The 17193-nt window shown below is 29.7% G+C and carries 17 protein-coding genes; 2 read left to right on the top strand and 15 right to left on the bottom strand.

The window, feature by feature from the left end; translation table 11 throughout:
* Together thiE and purF are read left to right on the top strand one after the other, a co-directional pair.
* Positions 1-600, top strand: a complete 600-nt coding sequence (gene thiE / locus G9F71_RS06540) for a thiamine phosphate synthase (protein WP_164951222.1) — start codon at positions 1-3, stop codon at positions 598-600.
* A gap of 41 nt (positions 601-641) precedes the next feature.
* Complete coding sequence (gene purF, locus G9F71_RS06535; protein ID WP_164951221.1) at positions 642-1994, top strand: amidophosphoribosyltransferase; 1353 nt, start codon at positions 642-644, stop codon at positions 1992-1994.
* Positions 1995-2074: 80 nt separating this feature from the next.
* On the opposite strand, the gene G9F71_RS06530 is transcribed toward purF, so the two are convergent.
* From G9F71_RS06530 to G9F71_RS06460, 15 genes are all read right to left on the bottom strand, one after another.
* Positions 2075-3775, bottom strand: coding sequence for an ABC-ATPase domain-containing protein (locus G9F71_RS06530; RefSeq protein WP_164945402.1), 1701 nt, complete (start codon positions 3773-3775; stop codon positions 2075-2077).
* 69 nt (positions 3776-3844) lie between these two features.
* Positions 3845-5554: an ATP-binding protein gene (locus G9F71_RS06525; RefSeq protein ID WP_164945401.1), complete on the bottom strand. Its 1710-nt coding sequence runs from the start codon at positions 5552-5554 to the stop codon at positions 3845-3847.
* A gap of 135 nt (positions 5555-5689) precedes the next feature.
* The gene (locus G9F71_RS06520) at positions 5690-7933 is read right to left on the bottom strand and encodes a HelD family protein (protein ID WP_164951220.1); all 2244 of its coding nucleotides are present in this window, start codon (positions 7931-7933) and stop codon (positions 5690-5692) included.
* A 6-nt stretch (positions 7934-7939) separates the two neighbouring features.
* A complete protein-coding gene (locus G9F71_RS06515) occupies positions 7940-8542 on the bottom strand; it encodes a TetR/AcrR family transcriptional regulator (protein ID WP_164951219.1) in 603 nt (200 codons plus the stop codon).
* Positions 8543-9215: 673 nt separating this feature from the next.
* Positions 9216-9446 carry a helix-turn-helix domain-containing protein gene (locus G9F71_RS06510; protein WP_164947519.1) on the bottom strand — a complete coding sequence of 77 codons (231 nt, stop codon included), beginning with the start codon at positions 9444-9446 and terminating at the stop codon, positions 9216-9218.
* An 11-nt stretch (positions 9447-9457) separates the two neighbouring features.
* Entirely contained in the window at positions 9458-9601 is a 144-nt protein-coding gene (locus G9F71_RS06505; RefSeq protein ID WP_164947518.1) for a YvrJ family protein, read from the bottom strand.
* On the bottom strand, positions 9601-10140 hold the full coding sequence (locus tag G9F71_RS06500) for a sigma-70 family RNA polymerase sigma factor (RefSeq protein ID WP_164951218.1): 540 nt from the start codon (positions 10138-10140) through the stop codon (positions 9601-9603). Before G9F71_RS06500 ends, G9F71_RS06505 begins: the two co-directional genes overlap by 1 nt.
* 152 nt (positions 10141-10292) lie before the next feature.
* Entirely contained in the window at positions 10293-10775 is a 483-nt protein-coding gene (lepB, locus tag G9F71_RS06495; RefSeq protein WP_164951217.1) for a signal peptidase I, read from the bottom strand.
* Between the two features lie 92 nt (positions 10776-10867).
* Entirely contained in the window at positions 10868-12190 is a 1323-nt protein-coding gene (locus tag G9F71_RS06490) for a PLAT/LH2 domain-containing protein (RefSeq protein ID WP_164951216.1), read from the bottom strand.
* 208 nt (positions 12191-12398) lie between these two features.
* On the bottom strand, positions 12399-13691 hold the full coding sequence (locus G9F71_RS06485) for an FtsW/RodA/SpoVE family cell cycle protein (RefSeq protein WP_164951215.1): 1293 nt from the start codon (positions 13689-13691) through the stop codon (positions 12399-12401).
* The gene (locus tag G9F71_RS06480; RefSeq protein ID WP_164951214.1) at positions 13682-14023 is read right to left on the bottom strand and encodes a PadR family transcriptional regulator; all 342 of its coding nucleotides are present in this window, start codon (positions 14021-14023) and stop codon (positions 13682-13684) included. The genes G9F71_RS06485 and G9F71_RS06480 overlap by 10 nt, the downstream gene beginning before the upstream one ends.
* A 422-nt stretch (positions 14024-14445) precedes the next feature.
* Entirely contained in the window at positions 14446-14922 is a 477-nt protein-coding gene (locus tag G9F71_RS06475) for a GNAT family N-acetyltransferase (protein WP_164951213.1), read from the bottom strand.
* Between the two features lie 37 nt (positions 14923-14959).
* Positions 14960-15340: a GNAT family N-acetyltransferase gene (locus G9F71_RS06470; protein ID WP_164951212.1), complete on the bottom strand. Its 381-nt coding sequence runs from the start codon at positions 15338-15340 to the stop codon at positions 14960-14962.
* An 88-nt stretch (positions 15341-15428) separates the two neighbouring features.
* Positions 15429-16037: a class I SAM-dependent methyltransferase gene (locus G9F71_RS06465; RefSeq protein WP_164951211.1), complete on the bottom strand. Its 609-nt coding sequence runs from the start codon at positions 16035-16037 to the stop codon at positions 15429-15431.
* Between the two features lie 202 nt (positions 16038-16239).
* Entirely contained in the window at positions 16240-17139 is a 900-nt protein-coding gene (locus G9F71_RS06460; protein ID WP_164951210.1) for an ornithine carbamoyltransferase, read from the bottom strand.
* Between the last annotated feature and the right edge of the window lie 54 nt (positions 17140-17193).

The following is a 17193-nucleotide window of genomic DNA, read 5'->3' as shown; positions in this document are numbered from 1 at the left end:
ATGCTATACCTAATAACCAATAGAAATCTAGCTAATAATAAGGATTTTTATAATATTATTGATGAAGCTATAAATGGTGGTATATCTGCTATTATTCTTCGTGAAAAAGATTTATCTTCTGCTGAGCTTTTAACCATGGCTAAAAAAGTCAAGAAAGTTATAGGTAGCAGAGATGTAAAGCTAATAATAAATAGTAATTTAAAAGTAGCAAAAGAAGTGGAAGCTTATGGCTTCCACTTAAGCTTTGAAAAATTTATTGAAACAAAGTTATCCTTTAAGGGTATTATTGGAGTTTCCGTTCACAGCCTATACGAAGCAGTGGAAGCCAAAAAACACGGTGCTGATTATTTATTATTAGGTCATATATTCCAAACAGATTGTAAAAAAGGTCTTCCGCCTAAAGGCATAGATCTTATTAAAACTATTAAGCAGAATGTCACTATTCCTGTAATTGCCTTAGGTGGAATAAAACCCGAAAATATTCTTAAGGTTATGCAATCAGGTGCAGGTGGCGCCGCAATTATGTCTACCATAATGCAAGCTGAGGACCCTTATACTGTAACAAAACAATATGCTGATAAGATAATGGAATTTGTATAGATGCAACAAATGCAAGTTAGGTATTAAAAGGAAGTGATAAAATGCAAATTAATGATGCTGATAAATATAAAGAGGAATGTGGAATAGTAGGTGTATTTTCTAATGAAGAAATCAATTTGTCTTCTATACTTTATTCTGCACTTAATTCACTTCAACATCGTGGGCAGGAAAGCTGTGGCTTAACATATTCAGATAGTCGTACCCTCATTTGTCATAAGGACATGGGGCTTGTAAATGAAGTATTTTCCAAGAATAACCTCAATAATATAAATGGATTTTCAGCCATTGGTCATGTACGATATTCTACCTTTGGTGAGAGTACTGCTGTGAATGCTCAGCCTATTTTAGATGAATCTTCCTTTGGTCAAATAGCGCTAGCACATAATGGTAATCTTACAAATGCAGTTAACCTAAAAAAGCATCTTGAAGACTATGGATTGAAATTTAATACTTCTACGGATTCTGAGGTTATTTTAAAACTTATTGAAAAGCATTATAATTCTTCTATAGAAAACACCTTAGAAACTATATCAAAAAATATTGAAGGTGGATATGCTATTGTTCTGCTTACAAAGGACAAGTTATTTGCTATGCGAGACTGCCATGGCATAAGACCTTTATGCATAGGAAAGCTTAGGGATAGTTATATAGTATCCTCTGAAAGTTGTGTTTTAGATATTCTTGGTTACGAATTTTTAAGAGATGTTGCTCCTGGAGAGATAATTAGGATTGATAATAGCGGAATAGAAACAATAAGTTTTATAAAAAATGCTATATGTAGCACCTGCGCTTTTGAATATATATACTTTGCCAGAATAGATAGTAAAATTGATGGAGTTAGTGTTTATAACTCTAGATTCAAAGCTGGTGAGCTTTTATTTAAAGAATGTCCCGCTGATGCTGATATTGTAATAGGAGTACCTGACTCTGGCACCTCTGCTGCTTTAGGATATTCTAAAGCTTCCTCAATACCTTATACTCTAGGCTTTGCAAAAAATAATTTTATAGGACGAAGCTTTATAAAACCCTCTCAAGCTAAAAGAGAAGAAGCAGTATCTTTGAAGTTAAATATTATCAAAGAAAATATTAGAGGTAAAAAAGTGGTAGTTATAGATGATTCCATGGTAAGGGGCACAACCTGTAAAAAAATTGTCTCCCTGCTTAAGGAAGCAGGTGCAAAAGAAATTCATTATAGACTAGCTTCACCTATAATAAAATATCCCTGTCACTTAGGAATTGATACTTCCAGTAAAAAAGAACTTATAGGTTCTAATATGACCTTAGAGTCAATACGTGACTTTGTTTGTGTAGATAGCTTGGGATATATAAGCACAGAAGGATTCTTAACCACTTTAGGAGATAAAAAAGATGCATGTCTAAAATGTTTTATGTAACGTATACGAAAGATTAAAACAATGCCTGAAATTAACAGTGAGGGTTAATCATTATTAACCCTCATTACTTTATACCTATTTTATACTTTTAAGTTTCTGTATCTATTGTATGCAGCCATTATTTCTTGCTTTCTTGGCATAGCTAAACTTCCACTTCCACCTTTTATCCGCTCTATGGATATTAACCCATTTTTCTCTATTTCACAAATTATATTGTCCACCATATTTTCAAAGTTTAAGTTCTTATTCATAATACTTGCCTCTGCCCATTTCATAATTGACCCTATAGCATTTATTTGCTCAGTATCAACTATTTGTTCCACGGCCCTTAAATCTATGTCTTCTCTATTTATACTTAATGTATCTAGTCCTATTGTTTTGATTTTAATGCCCTTTTCTCCTGACCTAATAGTTCCAGCTTTAACTTGTCTATTAAATTCAATATCTATTTTTAAATTTCTATCATTAATTCTTTTTATAATATGACCTTTACTTAGCTTTTTAGCCTTTTCTGTTACATCTACAGCCTCATAATTATCCAATTGCACAACAGAATCTGCTACATCAAAGAAATCTCCCGAGCTCCCTACTACTATTATTGTTGAAATACCTTTTTGCTTATATAAAGGCCTTACTATTTCAATAAATGGTGTAATTGGTTCCTTTTCCTTGCAAACTAATTTTTGCATTAATTCATCTCTCATCATAAAATTAGTAGCTGAAGTATCCTCATCTATTAAAAGTACCTTAGCGCTACTTTCTATGCCCTCTATAATACTCGCCGCTTGTGATGTACTTCCACTTGCGTTTTCTGTGCAGAATTCTACTGTATCTTTCCCATTAGGCAAGTTACTTATAAATAGTGATATATCCGTTTTAGTTACACACCTGCTATCTTCAGCCCTTACTTTTAAAGCTGATCCATCTGTTATAACAAACTCTCTACCATCACCTTCAATATGATTATAAACTCCAAGTTCCAATGCTTTTAATAATGTGGATTTACCGTGATATCCTCCACCTACTATAAGCGTTATACCTTTTTTAATACCCATTCCGCAAATTATGCCCTGGCTCTCTGTATTAAATTCTACTTCTAATTCCTTTGGTGAAACAAATACAATGCCTCCTCTTAATGCTTTTGTAGATATGCCACTTTCTCTAGGAAGCATTGATCCATTAGCTACAAATGCTACTAGTCCTCTATTTTGGAGTTCCATTCTTATATATTCTTGATCTTCTACTAGCTTTACTCTATTTACTAATTTTTCGCTATTAATATTTTTATATATTAAGGTTTTTTCTACAATGCTTGGTATAACATTATACAAAATCTTCTCAAGCTCTCTTGATAAAACACTTCTCCCTCTTGCCGGAAACCCAACATAAAATCTTGCTTCTATTTTATCCTCATCTATAATTATTGAAGTTCTATTTAATATCTCCTGTGGACATCTGCTTATAGCTACTAGTCCACTCTTTCCGGACCCAAAAACTTTTACGCAGCATTTATTTATACTTGAATAAAATTCTCTTGTTAAATAGTCTGCTACTGCAATATTTTTATTTTTATTATCAAAAAGTTCCTTTGGAAATTTAGCAATATTCTGATTTACTATTACTCTAATTCTTGATGGTGATGCAAAAGGGTCACCTTGAACATGATCTATGCTAAGTGTATAATTTTCGAAATCGTATTCGCCCTCTAAATCCTTATAAAGCCTATAGCTTTTTCCATCAATTCTGTCTAAATCTTTTTTTAATGCTTCTGAATTTTTCATTTAACGCTCCTCTTATATTCCTATAAAATAAATTTCACTTTTCCATATTATAAAAAATAGCAAACAACACTATTCCATTTCTAAATTAACCACACACTTATCACAAACAAATACTAAAACCCACTTTTTAAGATTTTTATAATTTAAAAGTTCCTCAGAATTTTTATATTTATTGATTTGTACTATTGCCTCTTCTTTTCTTCGATTTACTAAAGCTTCACCATGTTTATCGTATTCTTTTTTTGCTATATATTTAAGTTCAATTATTCCATAATATTTTGGCTTTATTATATGATTATTCAAAAGTGCTATATCTATATAACCATCCTCTACCTCATATTCTGATTTTATAAGATACGCTTTAGCTAGATTTAAATAAGCTATCATTATTATTTTGATGTATTTTTCATCGAAGGCAATGAAATCTCTGTTTGATAATTTATTTAAGGTTCTTTCAATTGTACTTACAAATGAAGAATTATCTCCATTTAATGCAATGTCGAATATAGAATTCTCTATATCAGCAGTATCTAGACTATATTCAGTTAACTCATTTAAGCTACTAACAAAAAAATCATAATATAATCCCTTTATAGCTTCATTAGGTACCTTAAGTATTACCCTACCCATGACTTGCTTTTTTATAGTAAGCATTCCCAAATAAAATAAGAGTGACCTAAAATCATCTTTATTATATCTCTTTTCCAGACTAAACTCTTCAGTTATTCTTGAAAATACTTCCTTGCCACTGACTATATCTTTTAATACCTCCATATTATTTGATTGATTTTGCAACTTGAATAAATTGCCAACTTTGCTATAATCACTAGCTATATTTTTATCTATTAAATTAGTTGGACCTTTCCCGGTTTCAATAAAGGCTTTAAGATAGTAGAGAATCATATCACTATTAAAAAGTCTAGTTGTTGCATCCTCTGAAAACAGGTAACCATTATAATTCTTTTTTAAAATTTCCATTAATTCTCCCGTTTCTTCAAAAGACATTGCTTCATTAAAAGTTGTTTTAATTAAACCTCTTACCTCCTGCTCTGTAAAACCCATCATTTCATTGAAATTCACATGTCTTGTTAAATCATCCGCTATATTAAACCCACTAGTCATACTATCTAAAGTAATAGGAGATACTCCTGTTGCAAATATTCTTCCAACTACTTTTTCTGTACCTATCTTTAATGCTTCATAAAATTTCCTCACAAATCCTGTTTTACTTATGCTATCTTTAAACAATTCAGGTTGAAAACTCAAAAGTTCATTTGCAAAATGATCATATTCATCTATTATTACATAAATAGGTTTATCTATTCCATATTTTACTGTAGTAAAAAAATTATTTAGCATACTGGCTGCATCATCATAATCTTTTCTATACTCAACATTTAAATTATAGTTTTTAATGAACCGATCAAAAGATTCTCTAATATTTTTTAAAAAAGATTCCTTTAGAGATTCTTTAGTATCAGTGTTTAGGCTGGAGAAATTAAAATTTAATATGTAATATCCATTTCTCTCCTTAGTAGGATTTTGAGCTATATACGTATCACGGAATAGTCTTTCAAAGTTGTCTCTCTGACTTATATCAAAATAAGCGGATAGCATTGAAGTAAAAAGACTTTTCCCAAATCTCCTAGGTCTTAGGAAAAATATATAAGGAGCAGGATAATTTTCAAGCTTTTCTATATATTTAGTTTTATCTACGAAAACATAATTTTTTTCTATTAAAGTTTTATAGTCACTTATGCCATAGGGTATTCTTTTCATTCTTACACCTCTTTTTCAGTTTACAGTTATTTTTTCATCTATATACTTATTATATACCATATATGCTCGTTCTTAAACCACAATAGCTTGCTTTCACATTAAAAAAAGAGTTGTGTACTAAACACAACTCCTAGACTAAAGCTTTGAAGATTTTATCAATTTGCTTATATGCCCTGTATAATAAAGGGATAATTTGTGTAAAGCTCTTGTGCTTGCGATATACAATAGCTTTTTATCATCCTCGGTTTTATAGTTTTCATTATTTGTCTGGTAGATTATAACTCCATCAAATTCGAGACCTTTTGCCATATAAATAGGAACTATAACCACCCCTATGCTGGTATCATCTGCGCCCTCATTTAACAATGTAGCCCCAATGCTTTTTCCTATACTTTCAAAAATACATTTAGCTTCACACATGCTTTTACATATAATAGCTATGGATTCATATCCCTCCTTTTGATATCGTGCGACTCCCTTAATGATTTCAAATTCCATTTCACTATTACAGGAGTTCTTATGAATTTCAGGAACATCCTCGTGCCTATCAAAGCTTTCAATTTCTACATTGGAATCAATAAATTGGGAACTAAATGTATTAATTTCATAGGAACATCTGAAGCTCTTAGTCATAAAAACTGTTGTAGTCTTTTTCTTACTGAGAATAGTTTTTATGTCATCATATATTGTTAAGTCAGCATTTTTTTCCATGGTTTGATTAATATCACCCATTATGGTGTATTTAGCATTAACATATAAATGTTTTAATACTTCAAAATGCAAGGGGTAGTAATCTTGTGTTTCATCCACTACTACTTGTTTTATATCTTTATAACTGCTTCTTCCAGACATTTTGAGTTTTAAATACAATAAAGCAATCCCGTCTTCATAGCATAAACTTCTATCTTGCAAATTGCAATTTGTATAGTCCAAAATTTGCTCAATGTTAGAGGGCAGTTCTATTCCTTTTGATATACGATAAAACAGTTCCTTATTTTTAAAAAGTTTCTTATATAACTCTACTACATCTAATCGAGTAAATTTATAGATTATTCTTTGAAGCGTTGCACTTTGTTTTACAGATAATAATCGTGCAAATGGCCTAATTTCAAATCTATGCTCCTGATAATTACTTGCAAACTTTTCAAGTTTAGGTAGACGAGTTTTTCTTAATTCTTGCAATTTTTTCATAATACGAGTTTCTATAATTGATAACCTTTTTTCTAGTGGCATATTCACCTTATTGTAATGGATTAACTCTGCTTTTAACAAATGCCTATCAGCAATATATTCACCATTATAATAAACATCAGTAATTTCAATCATCCTATGCTCAAAGTAGTTTAAATAAGCATCCAATATCAAAATAAAATTCTTGGAGAGTTTAAATTCCATACCAGATTTAAGTAGTTTCTTTTCTGCCATGCTACCCGCAGTTATAATTTTTTCTAACAGTGAATTTCTACTTTTTATTTCTATTCTACCTTCAAAAACATCTGCAAAAATATTCTCAAATGTAAGGGTTGAGACATTTTTTTCCCCAAGCTCTGGGAGCACATTAGATATATACTTATCAAACAGACTATTAGGTGATATAATCACAATATTATTCATGCTAAGTTTCGAGGTAAGCCCTTGATACATCAAAAAAGCTACTCTATGCAAAGCAACCGATGTTTTTCCACTTCCTGCAACTCCTTGCACTATGACAAGGTCATTTTCAATATCTCGGATAATCATATCTTGTTCCCTTTGAATTGTTTCTACTATGGATTTCATTTTAGGAGAAGTATTGCAAGATAAGACTTTTTTTAAAATATCATCCATTATATTTACACTGGAGTCAAAAAAATATTCTAGTTTTCTATTTTTAATTTCATATTGCCTTTTCAAGCTAACTTCTCCAGTTACTTTCCCACAAGGTGCTTGATAACTCACCTCACCAATTTCATATTGATAAAAGATACTTGATATTGGTGCTCTCCAATCATAAATATATGTTTCATAGGTTTCATCATTTGTCAGGCTTGCAATACCAATATATATACTTTCCTTTCCATATCGCTTCTCATAAAAATCTATTCTAGCAAAATAAGGTGATATTAATAGTTTTTTAAACTTTTCTATCCGTTCTTCCCTTGCCTGATAATCAAAAGTCTGAATAGCCAATGGATTAAGATATTGAACAGTTTCGGAATTCTTATCAAAATCATCTGCTGAATGACAGGTATTTTCATACATATCACGTCTTGCTGCAATAAGCTTTTGCTTGTTGCTTAAAATTTTATTTTCTTCATATTCTAACTGTTGTGCAATGACAGACAATGTTTCATTCAAATAAATATTCTCTTGTTTTAGATTTTCCTCGTAATTATCCATAGAAAATTACTCCTCCTTTGACAATAATAGTTCAAACATAGATTTTGCTGTATTCGCAACATAGATTTTAAATTCACTCTCATCAGATATGAGAGAACGCCTTGCAATATAAATAGAAACTTCTCCCTGCATATAGGCGTGTACAATATGCAGTACATTTCTAATCTTATCCCTTTTAGGAGTATAATTATATAAATTTTTCCATATAGTTTCAATATTCTCTACAAGACCATCTACAACTTTTACTGTTGCTATTTCATCAACCTTAGGTCTTTCTCCACCAATAATTTCTACCCATGCAAGACGAAACCAACCTTTATTATTAATATAGAAATCTACAAATTCATTGAAAAAACATAGCAATTTTTGATCATAATTATCTACTACTGAGATATGCTTCTCAAGGTTCTCGGAAAATTTTTTTAAAACTTCTATATGTGCTTCCCATAGCAAATCATCAAAAGAGCCGAAATAGTTATAAAGATTTGTATGGGCACATCCTAGGTTACGAGCTATTTCCCGTAAATTAACACTTCTGATATCATCTCTATTTCTCATTAACTCAAGCGCAGCATCAATTGCTTGCTCCTTTGTAATTCCCTTTTTCATGAATAAGACCTCCAAAAAAATCTAATTACCAGTGGTAGTTACCACCGGTAATTAGATTTTAAATCATATAGATTTGTAAGTCAAGTTATTTTTAGGAATAGTATTTTTGATTTTCACTATACCTTCTTAGTTTAAATATAATAAGAATTACAAACAATTTTTAAAAAATATATCAAAAAATTATGATGAGAGAGATAATTCGATTTCCAACAAATGCTACTCTATTAATTAAAAGATGAATTGTAATAACTTCTAACAATTTTAGGCGTTGGTTCGTAATAAGCACTAGAATTATAGTTATCTATAATATTATCAAATTTTAAAATCTTCAATTCTTTATTCTCATTATAAATATATTTATTAATAACATGCTTTATTATTCTGTCTTATCTTATATCCTAAAAAAATTTCAATATTTCAAGGAGATTTTACCAGCCGTTTAAAAAAATCAGAAATTCTATATAATTACTAACTTAAAGTATTGTTCCTATTGGATTTAAGGTTAGCATTTGTTTTTAAACGGTTGGGGAATTCTTAGTTTCTCAAAATTATAATATTGTAAGACTTTATATTTTCTATATTCACAAAAAAACATCTGTTTTTCCAACTCTATATTCCTTCAATGAAAACTTCAAAAATAATCACTTCATGGGCAGCGCCAAATATTTGAGGCTTAAGAAATCAAATAACTTTTCAAATTTACATCAATGGAGTTAGATGTGAATTTATAAATACATTTTATTAAATTCAAATTTAACTCCTGAAAACAATCCTCATCAAATTTACCGTTTATAATACTATTTTTTATAATACAGGGTTTGAATTTATTTAATATTTTATCCACTGCACAAGCGTCTCCATTATGTGCCAAAATAAATAATTCCTGAAATTCTCTATCACTCATCTATATTCCTCCTAATCATTTTTAGCGATCAGCTCCATCATTTTTATAAGAGTATTGTTTAATTCATCAAGTTTTTTTTCTACTCTAATAAGCAAAAATCCTGTAACTGCAATTGGAAATCCTATATTGGTAACCATAGTGTAAAAATCACCCATTAACGCACCTCCATAAGTTCATTTTTAAGCTTATTTAAAGCTAAATTCTTACTTTTATTTATTGACTGGCGGCTTATTCCAAGCTCATTTATAAGCTCATTTTGTGATTTATTAAGCACCATCAACTTATATATTATTTCTTTCTGCCTATCTGGAAGTTTCTCAAGTGCATTTAAAAGACTTGGACTCTCTATTGTTTTTTTGAAATCTACTTCTTCACCAGGTCTTGAAATTTCCTCTGTAAGGTCTAATTCCTCAGCTGAAATCCTACTTATTCTCTCCTCTTCAAACCCCTCACTTTTAACATTTAAATTTAATATTTCTCGGTTATCATTCTTGACTTTCTTTTCTTTATATTTTATTGAATAAAAAATCATGCTTTTATTTACATAACTAAGAAATCTTAATTGAAACATATACACCTTAAATTTCATATCTAGTTCCTCTAAAGCTTTTTCATCATTATATAATTTAAATTTAATAAAAAGAGCTTCATTTTCCTTATCTTTATTTATAAAATTTTCTATTATAAAATTCATTTTATCCCCCTTACTAATTATAACACATGTGCGAACTTATGTTCGTGTTATAGGTAAAAAAAAGCGAGTATTTATAAAAAAGATATTTATATCTCTTTTCACTTACTCTTTTTATGCCTCTTATTTTTCAAAAAACTTTTTGTCATTTTCATTTACATAAATTTTTTTCTAAAATAATGTGACCTAACAAAACAAACCCTACCAATAATTTGCTCTACCTTAACTTGTCCTACTTTATTACTACGACTGTCTAAACTATTATTTCTATTATCACCCATAACAAACACATGATTTTTTTTAACTATTTGAATGCCTTTATCTCCATATGTTTTCTGATTATAAGCGTAGGGCTCAAATATAATATTATGATTTCTATATACGAAACCTTTTTTCAGTTCAATTATTTCTCCTTCAGTAATAATAATTCGTTTGATTAAAAATAAGTTCTTCATTTTAAAAACTATTATATCTCCATCCGTGTAGTTACTGCGCTTTTTTACTATTACTAAGTTTCCATGGTTGAAGGTAGGAAACATAGAACTCCCCTCAATTTTAATAACATGAAAAACATTTTCAAAATACCTGCGTAGTAAATAACTTAAGAATAAAACAAATATACTTATGCATAGGTTCATTTTCTAGCCCCCTTGTTAGACTGTAATTATATATACAAGGGACATGCACCCTTGTATTATGCATGTCCTTTTTATATAGAGAAACAATTTCGTTAAACTGCCTTTAGTACATTAATAACTGGCGCTGGGTTTTCATCATCTGGAATTCCCACAATACTACTAAAATCAACTTCTCTCTCGTAAGTAGTGTGTTCATCATTAATCCATTCTTTAATGTCCATGTCAAAGGCTGTTTGTCCATTTACAAACACTATCATGTGTTCTGGGTACCAGTCATGTCCTAAGCTAGGTTCAAATTTCTCTTTTCTAAGATAGATCTTTTTAATTGAATTAGGTGCTACATCCTTTCTCAATTTATCCATATATAAATAGAATTTATCTGTATTACCTGATTCAAAGTCATTTACTGTTATTCCGTAATTCTTTCCGTTATCTAAACTCCATTCTTTTTTTGTACCATCTTTAAGTTCCATGCCAAAGTATACATAATCATCAGTTCCCGTACCAAAATCAGTTAAACGGTTCTTGCCTGTTGTAATATTAACAGTTAGATTACTTATTGGAGAATCACTTCTTCCAACATCTAAATTCCATCTATCCTTAAATACATCAAATATTCCTTCTTCAGCAGATGTAAGCATTTCTATACAACGTTCGAGGGCAGAATAAAATGCATTTTCTAATCTTGATATTCTATTATTACTTGATAAGAATTTTACAGCTTCGTCATACTCTGAATATTTATAGCCTACCCCTGTTTTTAATCCTAAGTTTAACACTGTTGCCCAGTTTCTGGCTTCTGTTTCACTTGGTGCATCGCCATGAATTTCTCTAGATGATTGAATCATCACATCAAAAGGAATTTCACTTGCATCTGCAAAAAGATCTGCTACTCCATTTTTATAATCCTCTGCCAAATATTCTCCCATATTAACCCAAAGATAAGGTTCTGCTGCTCTTTCTAATGCTATATGCAAAGGTCTTCCTTCAGGCTTATCAAGATAAACGCCACATTCAGGATTGACAAAAATTCCATGACAGCCTAAATCACCACCAACATGTGTTGCCCAACCTGCTGCAAAAGCAATCTTTTTTAAATCTCCACTTTTTAATGCATTCTGAAGCTGCCTTGCTGTTAAAGATCCTACTTTAAAATAATGATATGCAGATGACCATGGAGAATAACCAAAGATTTCTCCTGGTTGCATTAATCCTAGATCTGGTCCATTTGCACCCCATGCTGCTATCTTAGGATATGTTTCTAGAGCCTTTCTTATAATACTGTCCTTTTTCAGTCTCTCTGTTGTTTTTTTCATTAGTATATAGTGGCTCACCGGTTGAAATGCGTGAGCCTCCTCTTTCTTAATTCCTGTAACCATAATTAACATTGATGCTACTATTAATAAATTCATCATAAAAATATCCTCCTTTTATTCTTTTATAAACCACTCTGAATCTTTGTAGTAAACTTGCCGGCTTATTTGATCTACACTATATAAAAGCGTTTGAAATTTGAATTTGACAACCTTAACTGGAAATTATTTTTTTGTGGGTAAAATCGCCATAAAAAAATAGAGTTAAAACTATGTTAGTTTTAACTCTATTGCTAATAATTCACCTTCATTAATTAGATAAACTTCTCCGCCTATACACACTCATAATAATACCTACAGATAGCATATTGATAAGGCATAAAGAACCTCCATAGCTTATAAACGGAAGTGCAATTCCAATAATAGGAAATAGATTTAAATTCATTAATATATTTGTTGCAAATTGAACTATGAATATACTAATTAGTCCACTTATAAGTAATCTACCATAATTATCTCTAACAAATTTTGAAATATGTAGCATTCTATATATGAAAGAAATAATAATAGTAATAATAACCGCAGCTCCAAACCACCCAAAAGTGTGTACTATATAATTAAATACAAAGTCTGATTGCAGCCCAGGTACTTGTAATAGGTTTTCATTTGCAGAAAACCCATGTCCAAAAATTCCAGAGGTATGAGTTATATTGTACATCTGTACACCTAAGTATCCCATTCCTTTTGGATCAAAGAATGGGTTTAAAAAAGCAAAAATTCTTTCCCATCTATATCGTGATGATAAAGCAAAATATAGAAAATAAATAGTATTTAATGCAACAATATATATTGCATATCTTTTTTTCATATTAGATTTAAGCGCTAAAACTATAAATGCAATAAAATAAATTCCACAGTAACTTAATCCACTGGCAGATAACATAAAAAACATTGGAATACCCAAATACCCTGTAGCTTTAATTAAATTTATTTTTTTGTTCCAGTCATAGTTATTAAATATACCTGCTAGTGCAATTACAAATACATATAAACTAATTGCTTTAATATTAAATGTAAAGCTTCCTACACTAATAAAAATGGCTCCATTTATAGTTTGACCTATAAAAAATGATAAGATAAATAATAAACACATTCCTATAAAAATATAATTAGAATACTTTTGAAGTTTTCTGTAATCAAAGAAATATAATAATACTATACCTATAGTACCAATAGCAGCATATAGCACGCTGTGCTTAAATAAATAATCACTACTTCTATATGCACTTTTGTATTGCATAAGATACATCAATACAACCCCTGTATTTACAAGTACTATAGTTAAAATTAATGTAATCCAATCTGGTGTTCCTTTGTGTGCTATGTTTAGCTGTTTACCTACGATATCGCTATCTCCCATTCGCGAAATAGCCTTACTTCCTGCCTCTTCTTGTGACATTCCACTTTCAGTGTACTCATCTACGATATCTTCAATGTGCGATGATAACTCCTCTTTTATTTCTTTATGAGCTTCTTTATATTTCACATAAGAACAAACATAATCTACATATTCATTGATTTTAGAATTATCTCCTACCCCCATAATATAGCCTCCCCTAACATTTTATCAACGGCAGAACTAAAAGTTACCCATTCTTCTTCTTTTTCCTTTAAAGATAATCTCCCTTCCTCAGTTATCTTGTAGTATTTCCTTTTGCGCTTTCCGCAGCCTTCCTCCCAATATGCCTCTACTAATCTTTTTGCCTCTAAAGTATGTAGAATTGGATAAAGTGTCCCTTCTTTTAATGTAAATACCCCATTTGATTTCTCTTCCATTTCTTTTATCATCTCATAGCCGTACATGGGTTTTTTATTAATTAATTTCAAAATAAGAGTTACCGTACTTCCTTTTAAAAGTTCATTATTTATTGACATGTTTTCGCCTCACTTATATATTATTAGCTGCTACGATTTATACCTATTGTTTCTATGCATCGTCTTCCTATGTATTATAATAACACTATTCCACATAATGTCAATAAGCATTAGAAATTTTATTTTCTGATTTTAGTATATCTCCTGAACATTTTGTAGAATTTAAAGAAACATTTTGGCAAAAGAAGAATATTAGATACCAATACATCAAAAGCATCATGTAACTATCTAACAAAAGTTATTTCAGCAGGTGGTGAAAACCATGCTTACATAAAAGGATGTGATATTGCTGGATCATACGGTACCAAGCAAAAACTAAATCAAGATCTTAAAGCTTATGAAAAAGAAAAATCAACTACCAATATATGAAAGGTTAAATGTACCTTTCATATATTGGTAATAAAGAGAATAGTTTCTGCTTCTTAATTTTTATATTTGAACACGCTAACCATATAATCTTCTTCTGGGAAATCTCCCATAAAATCAAAACCTGCATCTGAATAAAAGTTACGTAATTTTTTATTTCCTGCAAAGCAATCTAAATATAGTGCACTCTTTAAATTTCTTGAATAACCACATGCATAATTTACAATTTCCATTCCTAATTTTTTTCCTTGATATTCTGGCAATATTGCTATTCTATAAAGATACTTGCTATTTGGCTCCATTGAGAAAAAGTCAAAGTCTTTTATATCTTTTAACGAAAATGTACCAACTATTAAATCATCAATTAATAGTACATATATGTTCCCTTTTTCTATGTCCATTTGTATTTCACTGCTATTACAAGGATATGTCCACTGATTAATTCCATTTTCATGTAGATGTAACGTTACTTTATTTAATAATTCCACTATAGTATCTAAATTGTTTATTCCAGCTAGTTTAATCTCAAGCATTTTTTTGCCCTCTCTACTTTTTAATTTTTTTTAATCCTCAATAGAAAAAATTTCTATGTAAATTATTTTTCCAGTGTATAAATAAATAGCGGTATTTTACGCCCTTTTTATCACAGTTTTCCACCATATGATTCCATAATAATTTTCCATATCCTTTATTTATATACTCAGGTTCAATAAATAGATATTCTAAAGAGGTTTCATTATTTTCAACTAAAACACCATAAAATCCAATTATATTCTCATCCTTTTCTATAACAAAAGTTGAATTATTATTTATAAACTCTTCAGTTACCTTATACACAGATTTAAACTCTTCTATATAATCAGAGTCATAATCCCAGTATGATTCTGATCTTATAGCAATATTGGTTAAATTTTCATATTCATCTACTTTGGCACTTCGTAAGTTCAACAATATGTTTTACCACCCTTATATAAATTTTTTTTCATTATAAAATACTACTCCAACACTTTATACGAATATTATTCATTATGATTGTTTATTACTTTTTCATTAATATATAATCAAAATGTGCAGAAGTATATTCCTTATCATCTATTTTTCTTTTAATTAATCGATTTTCCTTATAGATAACTTCAAATTTTTTAAAGCATTGCTCAATTTCATTTTCCTTGTAATGGCAGTAAAACACTTCTTCATTGTCTTCAATTTGTATGAACTCACCTTCACCTACTTGTATGCCTCCATATGAATTACACTCTTCACTTAAGAAATTCACATAACATAGCCCACCATATTTTAATACACGGTAAAACTCTGATAAAGCAAGTGAAAAGTCCTCTTTTTTCATATGAACAGAGGTATTATATGAAAATAGAAAACTAAAAGACTCATTATTAAAAGGAATTTTTTTCATGTCACCCTGTATAATATTTAAATCTTTATTATGTTCAGCACAGAATATATTTGTTTTTTCTAATTGTTCTTTAGATATTTCAATTCCATAAGTTTTGTATCCAAACTCATAAAATAAAGAAAGCGGTGGATTAGAACCACCAGCACCACAATCAAGAATATTTTTTTCCAATGAATTGGTATTACAGTATTTTAAAAAGTTATATAACGGAAAAGCAGATATAAGATTATGCATATTTTAGCTTCGCTCCCTATAATATCTCCTGTATCATGTGCTACACCGATTGATTTTACTTATTTTATACATAGACTATATAGACTACATAGAATCTATGTAGTCTATATTTAAACTATTTTATGATTATAATTAGTACGTAATTTATGAAGGATACGACATGAAATATTTATTTAATTATATTAATAACATTATGCAAAAATTATTTTTTTCTTTTTAAGCTTACAAGTATTGATTTTTGCATATGTAGTAAATTTTCTTTTGCTTTATAACCGATAAAGTAATTAGATTTTATTACCTCTTCGAGTATCTCGTTTCCCCTGGTAAATGGTGGACATGGACTTACAATACAATCTTTATTTGCGATTTTTATTTTCTCTAAATTAATCTGGTACGGTAGAAATTTTTTAAATTCCACCTCATTCTCCTTATTTATTGGCCAACCATCCGTCAATATAATATCAGCAGAGTTCAACCCTTCACTAATATCATTTGTTACTAGTATTTCCCCTTTAGAATTGGTTTTAGCATATTGATATAACTTCTGATTGACTTCATAACCTTTCGGACATATCTGCGTTAAATTTAAGTCTAATTTACCTGCAACTTCAAACCAAGTATTGCAAATATTCGCTCCTTCTCCAACAAAAACAAACTTTAAATTATTTAAATTTTTTCTTAGCTCTCTAATTCCCTGCAAATCACTTAAAATCTCACAAGGGTGACTTTGTTTCGACATAGCATTAATGACTGAAAAATCTGCTTGCTTTGCAATTTCTTCTATAACATTTTGATTTGGATTTCTAATAACCAAATAGTCTATCCAACAATTTAAATAACCAACTTTGTCTTGTAAAAGTTCCTTCCCATTAAAATCAATTTCCATATTTATTGAATTTGCTCCTAATTGAAATATCCCTGTTTCAAATGAAATTCTTGTTCTTAAACTTGTTGATGGAAATGATGTTATTACAGTCTTATTTTGCAATAGCTTATAATCTTCCCCTCTTTTATGCTTCTCCTTTATTTCATCTGCAAAATCTAATAGTGCTATTATCTGGTTTTTCGTTAAATTCTTGATACTTACCAAATCTTTTACCATATATAATTCCCCTTCTCACAAATATTAAATGCAATGGTTTTACTAATGAGACAC

It is taken from the genome of Clostridium sp. FP2 (genome assembly GCF_011065955.2).
Classification (GTDB): Bacteria; Bacillota; Clostridia; order Clostridiales; family Clostridiaceae; genus Clostridium_AD; species Clostridium_AD tagluense.
Note: the sequence above shows the minus strand (reverse complement) of the source record. Positions and strands in the feature narration are given on the sequence as shown.